The sequence below is a fragment of the Chryseobacterium sp. POE27 genome (assembly GCF_039727685.1).
Lineage (GTDB): Bacteria > Bacteroidota > Bacteroidia > Flavobacteriales > Weeksellaceae > Chryseobacterium.
This window is the reverse complement of the sequence record NZ_CP152475.1, coordinates 2479378-2495815: the sequence shown is the minus strand read 5'-3', so window position 1 is coordinate 2495815 and position 16438 is coordinate 2479378. Positions and strand designations below refer to the sequence as shown.

At 35.4% G+C, this 16438-nt stretch carries 9 protein-coding genes and 3 pseudogenes; 10 read left to right on the top strand and 2 right to left on the bottom strand.

What is annotated here, in order from left to right; genetic code table 11:
- Positions 1–40: 40 nt before the first annotated feature.
- Complete coding sequence (gene ileS / locus AAHI02_RS11780; RefSeq protein ID WP_346983411.1) at positions 41–3505, bottom strand: isoleucine--tRNA ligase; 3465 nt, start codon at positions 3503–3505, stop codon at positions 41–43.
- A 393-nt stretch (positions 3506–3898) separates the two neighbouring features.
- Here ileS and AAHI02_RS11775 point away from each other — a divergent pair.
- Positions 3899–5192, top strand: a pseudogene (locus AAHI02_RS11775) (AMP-binding protein).
- A gap of 38 nt (positions 5193–5230) precedes the next feature.
- Positions 5231–5839: a hypothetical protein gene (locus AAHI02_RS11770; RefSeq protein WP_346983410.1), complete on the top strand. Its 609-nt coding sequence runs from the start codon at positions 5231–5233 to the stop codon at positions 5837–5839.
- A gap of 34 nt (positions 5840–5873) precedes the next feature.
- Here AAHI02_RS11770 and AAHI02_RS11765 read toward each other — a convergent pair.
- A pseudogene (locus AAHI02_RS11765) lies at positions 5874–7117 on the bottom strand (NAD(P)/FAD-dependent oxidoreductase).
- Between the two features lie 99 nt (positions 7118–7216).
- Here AAHI02_RS11765 and AAHI02_RS11760 point away from each other — a divergent pair.
- The 8 genes and pseudogenes from AAHI02_RS11760 to AAHI02_RS11725 all read left to right on the top strand — a co-directional run bounded on the left by AAHI02_RS11760 (position 7217) and on the right by AAHI02_RS11725 (position 16261).
- Positions 7217–8749, top strand: coding sequence for an aromatic amino acid ammonia-lyase (locus AAHI02_RS11760; protein ID WP_346983409.1), 1533 nt, complete (start codon positions 7217–7219; stop codon positions 8747–8749).
- Entirely contained in the window at positions 8739–9320 is a 582-nt protein-coding gene (locus tag AAHI02_RS11755; protein ID WP_346983408.1) for a hypothetical protein, read from the top strand. Before AAHI02_RS11760 ends, AAHI02_RS11755 begins: the two co-directional genes overlap by 11 nt.
- Before the next feature lie 218 nt (positions 9321–9538).
- Positions 9539–10270 carry a 3-oxoacyl-ACP reductase FabG gene (fabG, locus tag AAHI02_RS11750; protein WP_346983407.1) on the top strand — a complete coding sequence of 244 codons (732 nt, stop codon included), beginning with the start codon at positions 9539–9541 and terminating at the stop codon, positions 10268–10270.
- Between the two features lie 75 nt (positions 10271–10345).
- Positions 10346–11566 (top strand): annotated as a pseudogene (locus tag AAHI02_RS11745) (beta-ketoacyl-[acyl-carrier-protein] synthase family protein).
- A 47-nt stretch (positions 11567–11613) separates the two neighbouring features.
- The gene (locus tag AAHI02_RS11740) at positions 11614–11826 is read left to right on the top strand and encodes a phosphopantetheine-binding protein (RefSeq protein WP_346983406.1); all 213 of its coding nucleotides are present in this window, start codon (positions 11614–11616) and stop codon (positions 11824–11826) included.
- A gap of 88 nt (positions 11827–11914) precedes the next feature.
- Entirely contained in the window at positions 11915–12799 is an 885-nt protein-coding gene (locus tag AAHI02_RS11735) for a lipid A biosynthesis acyltransferase (RefSeq protein ID WP_346983405.1), read from the top strand.
- Between the two features lie 182 nt (positions 12800–12981).
- Positions 12982–14520: an NAD(P)/FAD-dependent oxidoreductase gene (locus AAHI02_RS11730; RefSeq protein ID WP_346983404.1), complete on the top strand. Its 1539-nt coding sequence runs from the start codon at positions 12982–12984 to the stop codon at positions 14518–14520.
- A 94-nt stretch (positions 14521–14614) separates the two neighbouring features.
- Positions 14615–16261, top strand: a complete 1647-nt coding sequence (locus AAHI02_RS11725; protein WP_346986612.1) for a C45 family peptidase — start codon at positions 14615–14617, stop codon at positions 16259–16261.
- Positions 16262–16438 lie beyond the last annotated feature (177 nt).

Sequence of the window (16438 nt, the reverse complement as noted above, 5' to 3'; positions counted from 1 at the left end):
TAAAATTATGAAATGAAATTTGAAAAACAATAACTATATGTTAAATTTTTTCAACATTTATCTTAAAATTAACCTCATCTATTTCGATTTCGTTAAAATTTGAAAGTGAAGATACAATTTCTATTTTATTTGACAAGACTTCGGAAGAAATATATTCTTCATTTTTCTTGATGTCATTGATAAACGGAGAATTTTCTTCAATGAAGATATTTATCCTGTCAGTCAGATCAAAATCTTTATCTTTTCTAAGATTCTGAATTCTGTTGATAAATTCTCTTGCAATTCCTTCAGATTTTAACTCGTCTGTTAACGTCAAATCTAATGCCACAGTTGTTTTACCGTCAGAAGTTACCGTCCATCCAGGAATATCTTTTGTGGAAATTTCTACATCTTCAATCGTAATTTCATAGCCCTGAATTTCAATCTTTCCTTCTTTTTCTAATGATGAAATTTGCTCTGCCGAAAGATTATTGATTTCATTACCAACGACTTTCATATCTTTTCCAAGCCTTGAACCTAATGTTTTAAAGTTAGGTTTAATCTGTTTTATAATAAGATGAGATGCTTCTTCGGCATTGATCAATTGCAATTCCTTAACATTAACTTCCTGTTTAATTAATTCAGAAACTGCAGAAATCTGCTCTTCAGTTTTCGAGTCTAAAACCGGAATTAAGACTTTTTGCAGTGGCTGACGAACTTTTATGTTTTCTTTCTTTCTCAACGAGAATACCATACTGGTGATGTTTTGAGCCAGATGTGTTTTTTCAACAAGATTTTCGTCAATTAAACTTTCATCAGCAACAGGGAAATCTGTTAAGTGGATAGATTCTGCACTTTCTTTTCCGGTTACTTTATTTAAATCCTGATACAGCTGATCCATAAAGAACGGAGCAATCGGTGCAGATAATTTGGCAACCGTTTCAAGACAAGTGTATAAAGTCTGGTAAGCAGAGATTTTATCTTCCGAATAATCACCCTTCCAAAAACGTCTTCTGCATAATCTTACGTACCAGTTTGATAGATTATCATTCACAAAAGTATTGATGGCTCTTGCCACTCTTGTCGGTTCGTAATCTTCGTAGAATGCTTTAACTTCCTTAATTAATAAATTTAATTCAGACAAAATCCATCGGTCTATTTCCGGTCTGTTTTCTATTTCTTTTTCAGAATAATTGAATCCGTCAACATTCGCATACAAAGCAAAGAATGAGTAGGTGTTGTATAATGTCCCGAAGAATTTTCTTCTCACTTCATCAATTCCTTCGATATCGAATTTCAGGTTTTCCCAAGGATTTGCATTAGAAATCATGTACCAACGCGTTGCATCGGGACCATAAACAGCAAGTGTTTCAAACGGATCTACGGCATTTCCTAAACGTTTTGACATTTTCTGTCCGTTTTTATCCAGAACAAGTCCGTTACTCATTACATTTTTATAAGCCACCGAATCAAAAACCGCTGTTCCGATTGCATGAAGGGTGTAGAACCAACCTCTCGTCTGGTCAACGCCTTCCGCGATGAAGTCAGCAGGAAATGCTTTATTGGTATCAATTAATTCTTTATTTTCAAAAGGATAATGCAGCTGTGCATACGGCATGGCACCCGAATCAAACCAAACATCGATAAGATCACTTTCACGTTTCATCGGTCTTCCTGAATCTGAAACCAAAATTACCTTGTCAACTACATTTTTATGTAGGTCAACCAACGCATAATTCTGTTCAGACATATTCCCAATCACAAAGCCTTTGAACGGATTTTCTTTCATCAATCCTGCTTCAACAGATTTTTCGATTTCGTTATACAATTCTTCTACGGAACCAATGATCTTTTCTTCAATTTGTCCTGATGCAGCATCTGTTCTCCAGATCGGCAACGGAATGCCCCAATATCGTGAACGGGAAAGATTCCAGTCATTTACATTTTCAAGCCAGTTGGCAAAACGACCTTCTCCTGTTGCTTTCGGCTTCCAGTTGATTTCTTTGTTTAAATCGACCAGTCTGTCTTTCACGGCTGTCATTTTTACAAACCATGAATCCAGCGGATAATATAATAACGGCTCATCTGTTCTCCAACTGTGCGGATACGAGTGAACGTATTTTTCTACTTTAAATGCTTTATTTTCTTTTCTTAATTTTAAAGCAATTCTTTCGTCTACAGAAAGATAAGTCTTCAAATCTGAAATAATCGATTTGAGGTTTTCTTTTTGAATTTTAAATTCTGTCTCCTTTTCTGCATCGCTCAAGTATTCTCCTTTTACATATTCATTCGCAAAACCGTAAATTTCGTCGCTTACCTGCGATAAAAATCTTCCCTGTAAATCCACCAGTGGAACAGGATTTCCGTTTTTATCCAGCACAAGCATTGGCGGAACTTCAGGCGTTGCTTCTTTAGCCACTTTCGCATCATCAGCACCGAAAGTAGGTGCGGTATGAACGATACCTGTTCCGTCTTCCGTTGTTACGAAATTTCCTGAAATTACCCTGAAAGCATTTTCCGGATTTTGGTAAGGAAGAGCGTATGGTAAAAGCTGCTCATATTTAATTCCAACCAGATCAGCACCTTTAAATTCGGCTAAAATCTGATAAGGAATTACTTTACTTTCTGAAGTGTAATTTGCGAAATCTTCCTCTGTACCTTCACTGTATTTTTTTGCAAACTGTTTCCCAACCAAAGCTTTAGCCAAAACTACATTTACCGCTTCAAAAGTATATTGATTGAATGTTTTAACTAAAACATAATCGATTTTCGGACCTACCGTCAACGCTGTATTAGAAGGCAACGTCCAGGGAGTTGTCGTCCAGGCTAAGAAATGGATATCTCCAAAACCTTGTAAAAATGATGGTAATGTTTCCGGTAATGTCTTGAATTGTGCCACAACGGTAGTATCAGAAACATCGCGGTAAGCCCCCGGCTGGTTAACTTCGTGAGAAGAAAGTCCGGTTCCTGCTTTTGGAGAATAGGGCTGAATCGTGTAGCCTTTGTACAATAATCCTTTATCATACAATTGCTTCAACAGCCACCAAACCGTCTCCATATATTTTGATTTGTACGTGATGTACGGATCATCAAGATCAACCCAATATCCGATTTTCTCGGTAAGGTTGTTCCAAACGTCTGTATAACGCATTACCGCTTCACGGCAAGCTTTATTGTAATCTTCAATTGAAATTTTATTGCCAATATCTTCTTTAGTGATTCCTAATTCTTTTTCCACACCAAGCTCTACCGGAAGTCCGTGCGTGTCCCAACCCGCTTTACGGAAAACCTGCTTTCCGTTCTGGGTCTGATAACGACAGAAAATATCCTTTAATGCTCTGGCCATAACGTGGTGAATTCCCGGCATTCCGTTAGCTGAAGGCGGACCTTCATAAAAAACAAACTCAGGCTGCCCCTCACGAATCTCAACACTTTTATTGAAAGTTTTGTTCTGTTTCCAGAATTCCGCGATGTTATCGGCTACGTCAATAAGGTTGAGGTTTTTGTACTCTTTAAATTGGCTCATTGTAATATATCAATATCGTTGATTAATTAAGTTGGCAAATTTACTAAAATTTACCGGTTTATAATATATGTTTTATTTTGATATTTACAGTGAAAAAGTTCTGTTTCAGAAATATAAATGTTGGAATTGATTTTTGATGAATTGTAAATTATAAAGTTGAATTATTTTTCTCCCACAGATTTCACGGATTTTCACAGATGATTGATTTTAGCTGCTTTTGGAATCACCATTTTGAATTTGGTTTTAATAAAAACTTAAAATAATATCTCGCACATTACGCCGTTTTTTTTAAACATAATCATCCGTGAAAACCCGTGAAATCTGTGGGAAATAAAATCTTCACGAGAAAATTAATTTTAATTAAATAAATTTGTCCTTTAAAAATAACAACCATTGGAATTTTATCCATCCATCGAAAGATCAGACATTCAGGAAATAAAAAAGTTTCAGGAGCAAAAACTTCAGGAGCTTTTGGTTTATCTTGAAAGCAATTCTCCTTTTTATCAAAGATTATTCAAAGAAAATAACATCAGGATTACGGATATCCGGACGTTGGAAGATTTACAGAAAATCCCTACAACGACGAAGAATGATATCCAGCAGAATAACGATGATTTTTTTTGCATTACGCCAGATAAAATCGTTGACTATAGCACGACTTCAGGAACGTTGGGTGATCCTGTCACCTTCGGATTATCAGATAATGATCTCGAAAGATTAGCTTATAATGAAGCGATTTCTTTCGCCTGTGCAGGGATTGTAAAAGGAGATGTTGTACAGATGATCACTACGATCGACAAAAGATTCATGGCAGGACTTGCTTATTTTTTAGGATTGAGAAAAATGGGCGCCAGTGTGGTAAGAATGGGACCGGGAATTCCGGAACTGCAGTGGGATTCAATTTTCAGATACAAGCCGAAGTATTTGATTACCGTTCCGTCTTTTTTTACTAAAAATGATCGATTACGCCGAAAAACATGGAATAGATTATCAGAATTCAAGTGTCTATGGAGCCGTTTGTATCGGAGAAAGCATCAAAAATCAGGATTTTACAGATAATATTTTATCACAGAAAATTAAAGAAAAATGGAATATTAAGCTTTTCTCAACGTACGCTTCTACTGAAATGAGCACGGCATTTACAGAATGCGAACAACAGATCGGAGGACATCAGCATCCGGAATTAATTATCACTGAAATTCTTGATGATAATGGGAATCTTGTGAAAGAAGGAGAAAGCGGGGAATTAGCTATTACGACGCTGGGAGTTGAAGCGATTCCTTTATTAAGATTCAAAACAGGGGATATTGTAAAAGCACATTATGAGCCTTGTGCGTGCGGAAGAAAAACGATGAGACTAGGGCCTGTGATTGGAAGAAAGCAGCAAATGATCAAATATAAAGGAACTACGTTGTATCCGCCGGCGATGAACGATATCCTTAATGATTTCAACAATATTCTATGTTATCAGATCGTTATTCAGTCGAATGAAATTGGATTGGATGAAATTATCATTAAAATAAGCACAGACAGCGATTCGGAAACTTTTGTCAATGAGGTGAGAGATCATTTCAGGGCAAAATTAAGAGTAAGCCCGAAGATTGAAATTATTGAGTTTGATGTTTTGTCTAAAATTGTTTTCAATCCGAACAGCAGAAAACCGATAACATTTATAGATTTACGATAAATATTCATTCAAAATAAACTTAAATTAAATTATAAACTATGAAAAAATTATTCTTACTATTTTCGTTAACAATTGCTTTGGTAGTCAATGCACAGAGAATAGTAATTAAGTCTGGAAGTTTTAGCGCTTTGAAAGATCAGACGGAAGTAAATGTGGAATTTAAATTCGAGAACGTTCTGATGATGAAAGAAAATGTTACGGAGGAGCAGTATCTTGAAAACAGAAAAAGAGACGTTCTTGCAAATCCTAAGAGAGGTGAAGTGGGATGGCAAAAGTGGAATGCTGAATGGCAAAGATATAAAAATGAAGAATATATTAATTACTTCACGAAAGGCTTAAATAAATCGTATAAAAATATCAGCTTTAAAAAAGACAGCCCATCATCGAAATACACCATATTACTGGAAACCAATTGGGTTTTTCCGGGATGGCACGGTGGGATGATGGTTATGACTGCAGAAATTACGGGGAAAATAAAATTGATTGAAACCAATAATCCTGCAAACGTTTTAGCGGAAGCGGAGTTTAATAAATTCGATAGATTCGTAAATAATAAAGAGATTGTAATGGAATATGGCAGAGTTGCCGGTGCATATGAATCTCTCGGAAGATATCTGGGAAAAGAAATCAAAAATGCGGTAAAATAAAACAAAAAACGGTCTGAAAATCTCAGACCGTTTTTTATGCTTTTTGCTTTTCTGTTTTAATGAATTCTGCAAGATTTTTTATCGCGGTATCATGTATTCTCACGAATGTATTTTTTTATCCCAGACATATCCTGCCAAAACCGCACAGATTTTTCTTTTTACATCAGGGTTTTCCGGCTGGTGGAAAAATAATTCCTGAAGATTTCCGGTGTACCATTCTTTTACATAGGTGGTGAATACATCAACGCCATATAAAATATAATCGGAGTATTCTTTTTGCCAGTCGATTTTTTCGCCATTCAGCTGTCTTAAAGCTAATTTTGCCGCCAGCATTCCTGATTCCGTGGCAAAAGCCATTCCTGAAGAGAAAACCGGATCCAGGAATTCCGAAGCATTTCCAGTTAAGGCAAATCCGTCTCCGAATAATTTTTTTACCGAGCAGGAATAATCTTTTAAATGTTTAGGCTCAAATAAAAACTCTACATCACCAAAACGTTTTACATAATAATCAGAAAGGGAAATGGCTTTCCTCAACGCTTCTGCTGTATCACCATTTTCGGATAATTTATCAATAAATTCAGTCGGGCCAACAATTCCTACGCTCGTATTTCCATTGGAAAAAGGAATTACCCAAAGCCAGACTTCTGTTTCAATAATGTCAAAAGAGATCAATGTTCCTTCTGTGCCTTCTTCTCTGTTAATGTCTTGTACATGAGAGAAAATGGCAGAATGCGGAGAGAGTTTTGAAGGCTTTTCCAAATCTAAAAGTCTCGGTAAAACTCTTCCGTAGCCGCTGGAATCGATCACAAATTTGGCATGAATCGCTTTAGTTTCACCGTCTTTATTTTTTACTGTCGTCACAGAATCCGTTCCGTTGAATTCAATTCCGATAACTTCCGTTTCAAATTCAAGATCAATTCCTTTCCTGATCACTTCCTGGGCCAGGACGTTGTCAAAATCGGCTCGCGGAACCTGCCAGGTCCAGTCCCAGCCATCCCCGAATTTATTACTGAAATCAAAAATGCAGACTTCATCACCTCTTAAAAAACGTGCTCCCAATTTCTTTTCAAAACCCATTTTATCAAGCGCAGGAAAAAGTCCGGCCTCATCAAAATGATCCATTACACGCGGAATAAGGCTTTCCCCGACAACCAGCCTTGGAAATTTTGTTTTTTCTACAACTTTTACGTTGACGTTGTTCTTCTTTAAATATGAAGAAGATACGCAACCGGAAGGTCCGGCGCCAATTACAAGCACGTCAACAAATTCTTTGGTCATCTTTGATTTTTTATTTTAATAATAACTTCTATCTTTGCCGCAAAATTAATGACAATTAATTAATAAATTACAAAATTATCTTATTATTACTTTTAATTAATGAAAATAAATAACTTTTTAGAACTGAGCGACTTCAGAAAAATCATTGTTGAGAATGAAAAAATAGAACTGGATGAAACACTTCTTGCCAGAGTGGATGAAAGTTTTCAGTTTTTAAAAGAATTTTCAAAAAATAAAGTAATATATGGTGTGAATACCGGTTTTGGGCCGATGGCACAGTTCAAGATCAGCGATGAAGATACACATCAGCTTCAGTACAATCTGATAAGAAGTCATTCTTCAGGGATCGGAAATCCGCTTCCGGCAGACGAAGCAAAAGCCTGTATGCTGGCAAGGCTCAATACTTTATCTCTTGGGAAATCGGGCGTTCATCAATCTGTTGTAAATTTACTTAAAGAGTTAATAAACAGGGATGTTACGCCGTTAATTTTTGAACACGGAGGGGTCGGGGCAAGCGGTGATCTGGTGCAATTGGCGCATCTTGCGTTGGTGTTGATCGGGGAAGGCGAAGTTTTCTATAAAGGCGAAAGAAAACCCACGAAAGAAGTTTTTGACATAGAAAATTTACAGCCGATTCAGGTAGAAATCCGTGAAGGGCTTGCTTTAATGAACGGAACATCTGTGATGTCAGGAATTGGTGTTGTTAATGCTCATAAAGCTAATCAGTTAACTGATATTTCCATTAAGTTGTCCTGCGCTATTAATGAAATTGTTCAGGCGTATGATGATCATTTATCTGAAGTTTTAAATGGAACAAAACTTCATGCAGGACAGCAGAAAATTGCAGAAAAAATGCGCGCTCATTTATCCGACAGTAAATTAATCAGGAAAAGAGCCGATCATTTATATACTCACTTTGAAGAACAGGAAAAGGTTTTCAAAGAAAAAGTTCAGGAATATTATTCTTTACGATGTGTTCCGCAGATCCTAGGTCCTGTTTTAGATACATTGGAGTACACAGAAAAAGTATTGGAAAACGAGATCAATTCAGCGAACGATAATCCGATCATTAATGTTGAAGATCAGCATGTTTACCATGGAGGAAACTTCCACGGCGATTATATTTCCCTTGAAATGGACAAGCTGAAGATTGTGGTAACAAAACTTACAATGCTGGCAGAAAGACAGCTGAATTATCTTTTGAATTCAAAAATTAATGAAATTTTACCTCCGTTTGTGAATTTAGGCAAATTAGGTTTCAATTTCGGAATGCAGGGTGTTCAGTTTACGGCAACTTCCACGACAGCGGAAAGCCAGATGTTATCAAATCCGATGTATGTTCACAGTATTCCTAATAATAATGATAATCAGGATATTGTAAGCATGGGAACGAATGCTGCCGTAATTTGCAGGAAAGTTATCGAAAATGCTTTTGAAGTATTGACGATTGAAGCGATTACTATTGTTCAGGCAATCGAATATCTTGGTTTTCAGGATAAAATATCATCGGCAACAAAAGAGTTGTATGATGAAATAAGAAAGATCATTCCTGCGTTTTCCAATGATATGATAATGTATCCTTATTTGGAAGAAGTGAAGAAATATTTAAAGATGAAATATTATGAAATCTAAATTTTTATTTTTTCTTTTTATTTTTTGGAATGTTATACTTTTGTCTCAAACTAATTCAGGCGTTAGATATCAATTATTTAGCCAACAAAATAGTAATGTTGTAATAAACAATAATATTGATTTATCTGGAATTTCCAATGAAATAGCTTCATTTAGGAATATGATAGATAAAAAAAATAAAGTTGATGGAAAAATTGAGACTTTAAAGAATACTTTTTCTGCTATAAAACATTTTCCAGACAGAATAATTGACGGATGGCATTTAGTAAAAGTTACCAACAATTATAATATTTGTTCAGATGCAAAAGTATTAATTCAGAATAACGAAATAAAAAAGTTTGTTGTTGGCAATTGGATTAAAAATTCATTGACTTTTGTTACTATTTCATCTATTAAAGATGCAAAAGCTGTTATCGAAGTTGGTTTTGATGATAAGCCAGAAACGTTAGAATTGTATTTTATATATGATTTGGAAAAACAAAATCTTGTAGAAAAACCTTTTGAATCTGCATATATTTGTTTTTGGTCAGACTTAAAAAAAAGCAGAACATATAAAAGTCTGGCTAAATAAAAGATTATTAGGCACTCTGAAAGGTGTAATTGTTTCACAAGCTAATTGTTATGATCCTTTAACTATAACATTAGAAGTTAAGCCAGGTATTTATGATTTTACAGCAGCAGGAAAAGGATCAATAGCTTGGGAAGGATCAATAAATGCTAAAGAGAATGAATGTTTAAGTTTACTTCTTAACAAAGAAAATCAAAAAAAATAAAATATAACAATAACACATGAAATGTGCAATCATCACAGGCGGCTCACGGGGAATTGGAAGAGCAATCTGTATAAAACTGGCAGAAGAAAAAAATTATCATATTCTGATCAACTATACTTCAAATGAAGCTGCAGCAAAGGAAACTTTGGTTAAAGTTGAAGAGTTGGGCTCTACAGGCGAAATTCTGAAATTCGATGTCGGAAATGCCGAAGAGACTCAGAAGATTTTAAACGAATGGCAGGAAAATAACCCAGGCGCTATTGTTGAAGTGATTGTAAATAATGCAGGAATCACAAGAGATGGTCTTTTCATGTGGATGCAGAGTGAAGACTGGAACTCGGTGATTAACACGAGTTTAAATGGGTTTTTCAATGTGACTAATTTCTTTATTCAAAAACTGTTGCGTAATAAATACGGCAGAATCATCAATATGGTTTCTGTTTCAGGGGTGAAAGGAACAGCGGGACAGACTAATTATTCTGCAGCAAAAGGAGCGTTGGTCGGTGTTACAAAAGCTTTGGCTCAGGAAGTGGCAAAAAGAAATATCACAGTCAATGCAGTGGCACCTGGATTCATTAAAACTGATATGACGCAGGAATTTAACGAAGATGAATTAAAAGCAATGATTCCTGCCAACCGATTCGGTGAAGCGGAAGAGGTAGCAGATTTAGTGGCATTTTTAGCATCTAAAAAATCATCTTACATTACAGGGGAAATCATTAATATTAACGGAGGAATTTATTCATAAAAATCAGGTAGCAGATATAAGATGGCAGGTAATAGCTGCAACCTAAAATCTGCAACCTAAAATCTTGAATTTTAAATGGAAAACAGGGTTGTCATTACCGGAATGGGGATTTATTCCTGCATCGGAACTTCTTTGGAAGAGGTGAAAGAATCTTTATTTCAGGGAAAATCCGGTATTTTTTTAGTGGACGAAAGAAAAGAATTTGGCTTCAGATCGGGACTCACGGGTGTTGTTCCTAAACCGGATCTCAAAAATCTTCTGAACCGCAGGCAGCGCGTAAGCATGGGCGAGGAAAGCGAATATGCCTATATTGCAACGCTTGATGCTTTAAAAAATGCAAACATAGACCAGAATTTTTTAGACAACAATGAAGTCGGAATTTTATATGGGAATGACAGCGTTTCCAAGGCGGTAGTGGAGTCTATCGACATTGCAAGAGAAAAAAAGATACTACTTTAATGGGTTCGGGAGCGATATTCAAATCCATGAACTCTACCATTACCATGAATCTTTCCACTATTTTTAAATTGAGAGGGATCAATCTTACCATAAGCGCGGCCTGTGCAAGCGGTTCTCATTCTTTGGGGCTGGCTTTCATGATGATTAAAAATGGTTTTCAGGATATGATCGTGTGTGGGGGAGCGCAGGAAACCAACAAATATTCAATGGCAAGCTTTGACGGATTAGGTGTTTTTTCTGTGAGAGAAGGCGAGCCTACAAAAGCTTCAAGACCTTTCGATTCCGGAAGAGATGGTTTGATTCCAAGCGGAGGAGCTGCAACATTAATTGTTGAAAGTCTTGAATCTGCACAGAAAAGAGGTGCCAATATCATTGCAGAGATCGTTGGCTATGGTTTTTCTTCAAACGGCGGACATATTTCAACACCGAATGTAGACGGTCCGGCTTTGGCAATGGACAGAGCGTTGAAACAATCGGGTTTAACGGCAAAAGATATTGATTATATTAATGCTCATGCCACTTCCACACCGATTGGTGATGCCAATGAAGCCAAAGCGATTTACGAAATCTTCGGAGGGGAAGTTCCGGTGAGTTCTACAAAATCAATGACAGGCCATGAATGCTGGATGGCTGGTGCCAGTGAGGTTATTTATTCTATTTTGATGATGCAGAATGATTTTATCGCGCCCAATATTAATCTTGAAAATCCTGACGAGGAAGCAAAAAAAGATAAATTTAATTGCCAAAACAAAAAGTCAAAAAATTGACGTATTTTTGTCGAATTCTTTCGGATTTGGGGGAACCAACTCTGCATTAATTGTTAAAAAATTTGATTAAAAACATGGAAAGGGAAAAAAATTGTTGCAATCGTCAATGACTTTTTAGTGAATGAATTTGAAGTAGACGGTGATGAAATCAGCAATGAAGCCAACTTAAAAACTACCTTAGGTTTGGATAGCTTAGATTACATTGATATGGTGGTTGTAATTGAATCTAATTTCGGAGTGAAATTAGGCGAAGCAGACTTTAAGAAAATGATCACATTTGATGATTTCTATTCAACAATCGAAAACAAAATCATTGAAAAAAACGCATAAATAATGTAACAATATACCAATCTGGCAATTTACTAATGTTTAAAAATATTGCTACATTATTAGGCTGATATATTGTTAAACTAATACTATGAACAAGTGGAAAGGTAAATCTAAAGGGACGATTTTAGGCTACAGAATATTCGTCTGGTGCATTAGAAATATCGGAATCCGCAGTTCATATTTTGTACTTTATTTTGTAGCATCCTATTATTTCATTTTCGAAAAAAAAAGCAATCAATACATTTCATATTATTTTCGAAAAAGACTTAATTATACTTTCTGGAAAGCAAAAATTTCTGTTTTTATAAGTTACTTTACTTTCGGAAAAGTTCTCATTGACAAAACGGCTATTTCTGCCGGTTTGCGTAATAAATACACCTACGAATTCGACGGAATTGAAAACCTTAGAAATCTTTTAGCAGAAAAAAAAGGCGGTGTTCTCATCAGTGCCCATATTGGAAATTTTGAGATTGCAGAACATTTTTTTGCAGATATTGATTTTGACTGTCAGATTAATTTAGTGACAACAGATCAGGAAGTTACGGCCATTAAAGAGTATCTTGAAAGTGTTTCCGTAAAAACCAGCAGCATTAAATTTATCTATGTTAAAGAAGATATGTCGCATATCTTTGATATCAACGAAGCATTGTCAAAAAATGAACTGATCTGTTTTACCGGAGACCGTTATTTTGAAGGTTCTAAATTTTTGGAGGGAGATTTATTAGAGAAAACGGCAAAATTCCCGGCCGGTCCGTTTCTTATTGCTTCAAGATTGAGTGTTCCTGTGGTGTATGTATATGTGATGAAAGAGAAGAACCTGCATTATCATTTGTATGCACGAGTTGCTCAAAACGTCAAAAAACGTGATGCACAGGGACTTTTGAATTCTTACACACAGAATCTGGAATCTATGATTAAAAAATATCCTCTTCAATGGTTCAATTATTTTGATTTTTGGGATGATATTGATTAAATTCCCTACTTTTACTCTTGAAAAAACTAATATTTAAACTCAAATACTAAGGTTCTTTTAAGAATTAATTCTTTTTTTGCTTTGATTTTCATTGATTAAGTTTTACTTTGCTAAGTGTTAATGCCTTTGCGAACTTTGCATTAAATAAAATTATTTCTAAATTTCTCAATAATATTTCTCCTTTGAAAAAAGAATTTGACATACTGATAATCGGCAGCGGATTGGGAGGTCTTGTTTCGGCACTTGTTCTGGCGAAAGAGGGCTTAAAGGTATGCATACTTGAGAAAAATAATCAATTCGGAGGGAATCTACAGACATTTTCACGTGATAAGCTTATTTTCGATACCGGAGTTCATTATCTTGGTGGTCTTTCGGAAGGGCAGAATCTACACCAGTACTTTTCTTATCTGGGCATTATAGATGAACTGCAGATTCATAAAATGGATGAAAACGGCTACGATAAAATCACTTTTGGAGAAGATAAAACTGAATATCCTCACGCGCAGGGCTACGAAAACTTTGTCGGTCAGTTATCAGAATATTTCCCCGAGGAAAAAGAAAATCTGGAAAATTACTGTGAAGAACTTCAGCGGGTCTGCAGCCAGTTTCCGAGATATAATCTGGTTGGAAAAGACCATTACAATGAAGAGATTCTTCATCTTAACACTAAAAGATTTATTGAATCGATTACCCAGAACAGAAAACTACAGTCTGTTTTATTAGGCTCGAATTTTCTGTACGCGGGAGATTCTGAAAATATACCTTTTTACGTTCATGCTTTAACGGTAAACTCCTATATCCAAAGTGCTTACAAATGTGTAAAAGGCGGAAGCCAGATCTCAAAATTACTGATTCGGAAGTTAAAAGAATACGGAGCGGAAGTTCATAAACATTCCGAAGTTTCTGAGTTTATATTTAATGAAAATAATTCTTTGACAGGAGTTAAAACAAAAACAGGAAAAGAATACGCTGCGAAACAATTTATTTCCAATATAGAAATCCGTTCAACCATTCAACTGATTGGCGAAAAAAGGTTAAAAAAATCTTTTCTGAACAGAGTTATGAGTTGGGAGCCTGTTTCCTCATGCTTTAGTGTTTATATTGTGCTGAAACCTCATGCTATTCCGAATTTTAATTATAATATTTACCATTATTCAAATGAGGAAATGGTGTGGAATGCGTATCGTTATAAAAAAGAGTTATGGCCTGAAACGTATATGCTTTCTTCCACGCAATCGAAGAATGATCCTGACTTTGCGGAAAGCCTGACGATAATTTCTTATATGGATTTTGAAGAAGTGGAAGAGTGGAAAGAAACCTTCAATACGGTTGCTGATGAATATGAAAGGGGAGAATTGTATGAAAAATTCAAGCTGGAAAAGGCGGAAAAAATGATTGACGCTCTGGAAAAGAAGATGCCGGATCTCAGAGAGTCTATTAAAAGAATCTATACTTCTTCGCCTTTGTCTTACCGCGATTATATCGGAAGTGCCAGCGGGAATATGTATGGCTACATGAAAAACTCAGAGAATCCTTTGAAAACAATGGTTTCTCCGAAGACGAAAATCAATAATCTTTTCCTGACAGGGCAATCCGTGAATATGCATGGTATTTTAGGATGTACGATCGGCGCGTTCAATACCTGCGCTGAAATTTTAGGGAAAGAACGTATTGATCAGAGGCTTACACAATTAATTAATAAAGATAAACGTGAAAAATAATAACGTAGCTGGTTGTAGGGATTCTGTCATTCTGAATACAGGACGCAGTTCTGCGAACGTAGTTCATAAGGGTAGTAGTAATGTCAGATGTTTCATTTTGTTATTTCTCAGCCTCAACCTGATCCTGAACCTAACCTCCTGCGGCGTAAGAAAATCTATAAATCACGTTCCTGATGTAAAGCAATATGCTCTTGAAATTCCAAAAGTTAATAGAATCAATGACTCAACTTTTAGCTTTAATCAAAATTATTTAACGAAAAATAAGCAGCAGCTTTGGGAATTGTATATTAAAGGAAATTCTTTACAGCTGGGCTATAACAATGGTGCTTTGACTCAAAGTCTGATGCAGAAGCAGGAAGAAATTTTCTTTTCAAAAGTTGAAGGATTTGTACCCTCTAAATTCAAACAGAATTTGCTAAGAGGCTTCCTGAAATGGTATAACCGGAAAATGTATCTGAATATCCGTGAAGATTATCAGGCCGAATTGTACGGATTATCACAGTATTCATCTGATAAATATAATTTTATTGCTCCGAAATTTTTAAGAAGCATGTATTTGCATGGTGCACATGATATCGGCCATGCAATGCAGGATTTAATGATGGTCGGCTGTACTTCTCTCGCGGTCTGGAACGAAAATACGGAAGATGGAGATCTGTTGATCGGCAGGAATTTTGACTTTTATGTAGGAGACGATTTTGCTAAAAATAAACTGATCGAATTTGTAGAACCGGAAGACGGAATTCCTTATCTCTCCGTTAGTTGGCCCGGAATGATCGGCGTGGTTTCCGGAATGAATAAAGAAGGGGTTACAGTAACGATTAATGCAGGGAAATCTAAAATTCCTTTAACTGCTAAAACACCCATTTCTCTGGTAACTAGGGAAATCCTTCAATATGCGAAAAATATCGACGAAGCTATTGCTATTGCAAGAAAAAGAAAAGTTTTTGTTTCAGAATCGATACTTGTCGGAAGTGCAAATGATAAAAAAGCTGTAATCATCGAGGTTTCACCAGATAATTTTGGAGTGTATAATGTTGAAAATACAAGCAAGGTGTTCTGTACCAATCATTTTCAGTCGGATGCTTATAAAGATGATAAAAGAAATCAGAAGCATATTCTTGAAAGTCATTCTGAATACCGATATGAAAAACTTCAGGAACTTTTACAGGAAAATAAAAAGTTGAATCCTGAAAAAATGGCTTCTATTTTAAGAGATATATCAGGACTGAAAGGCGAAAAAATTGGATACGGCAACGAAAAAGCGATCAATCAGCTACTGGCACATCATGCAGTGATTTTTTCTCCTCAGAAAAAGCTGGTATGGGTTTCTGCCAATCCTTATCAGCTGGGTGAATTTGTCTGCTATGATTTGAATGAAATTTTTTCTGATCAAAGACTGAAAAATGGGAAATTTTCAAAATCTGAATTAAATATTCCAAAAGATCCTTTTTTAGATTCTGAAGAATATAAAAATTATGAACACTACAAAAGGATGAGCTCAGAAGTAAATAAAGCGATTGATGGAGAAATTGTCATCACGAGCGATTCTCTTTCCTATTATCAATCTCTTAATCCTGATTTTTGGCTGGTTTATTATCAGGCAGGAAAATATTACTACAATGCAAAAGAATATTCAAAAGCAAAAATTGAATTTGAAAAGGCTTTAACGAAAGAAATCACAACAATTCCCGACAAAAAAAATGTTGAAAAATATTTACATAAGACAAATAAAAAATGAAGTAATTTACTTTTAGTATTTTTAAATTTTTGCTGTATTTGTAATATTGTTTTTATTATTTGTGTTGGTTTATTTATTTTTATTTTATTATAATTCATTGGCTTTATTAAGCAATATTTATTTAAAATGAATTTATTTTTGTTTATTTTGAAAGAAATGAAGTTTTTGTTGGGAAAA

What these genes read in the sequence shown, in the direction of transcription:
- ileS (WP_346983411.1), bottom strand. Translation starts at nt 3,505, where the DNA reads ATGAGCCAATTTAAAGAGTACAAAAACCTCAACCTTATTGACGTAGCC.
- AAHI02_RS11770 (WP_346983410.1), top strand. Translation starts at nt 5,231, where the DNA reads ATGAAAAAATTATTCTTACTATTTTCGTTAACAATTGCTTTGGTAGTC.
- AAHI02_RS11760 (WP_346983409.1), top strand. Translation starts at nt 7,217, where the DNA reads ATGAAAATAAATAACTTTTTAGAACTGAGCGACTTCAGAAAAATCATT.
- AAHI02_RS11755 (WP_346983408.1), top strand. Translation starts at nt 8,739, where the DNA reads ATGAAATCTAAATTTTTATTTTTTCTTTTTATTTTTTGGAATGTTATA.
- fabG (WP_346983407.1), top strand. Translation starts at nt 9,539, where the DNA reads ATGAAATGTGCAATCATCACAGGCGGCTCACGGGGAATTGGAAGAGCA.
- AAHI02_RS11735 (WP_346983405.1), top strand. Translation starts at nt 11,915, where the DNA reads ATGAACAAGTGGAAAGGTAAATCTAAAGGGACGATTTTAGGCTACAGA.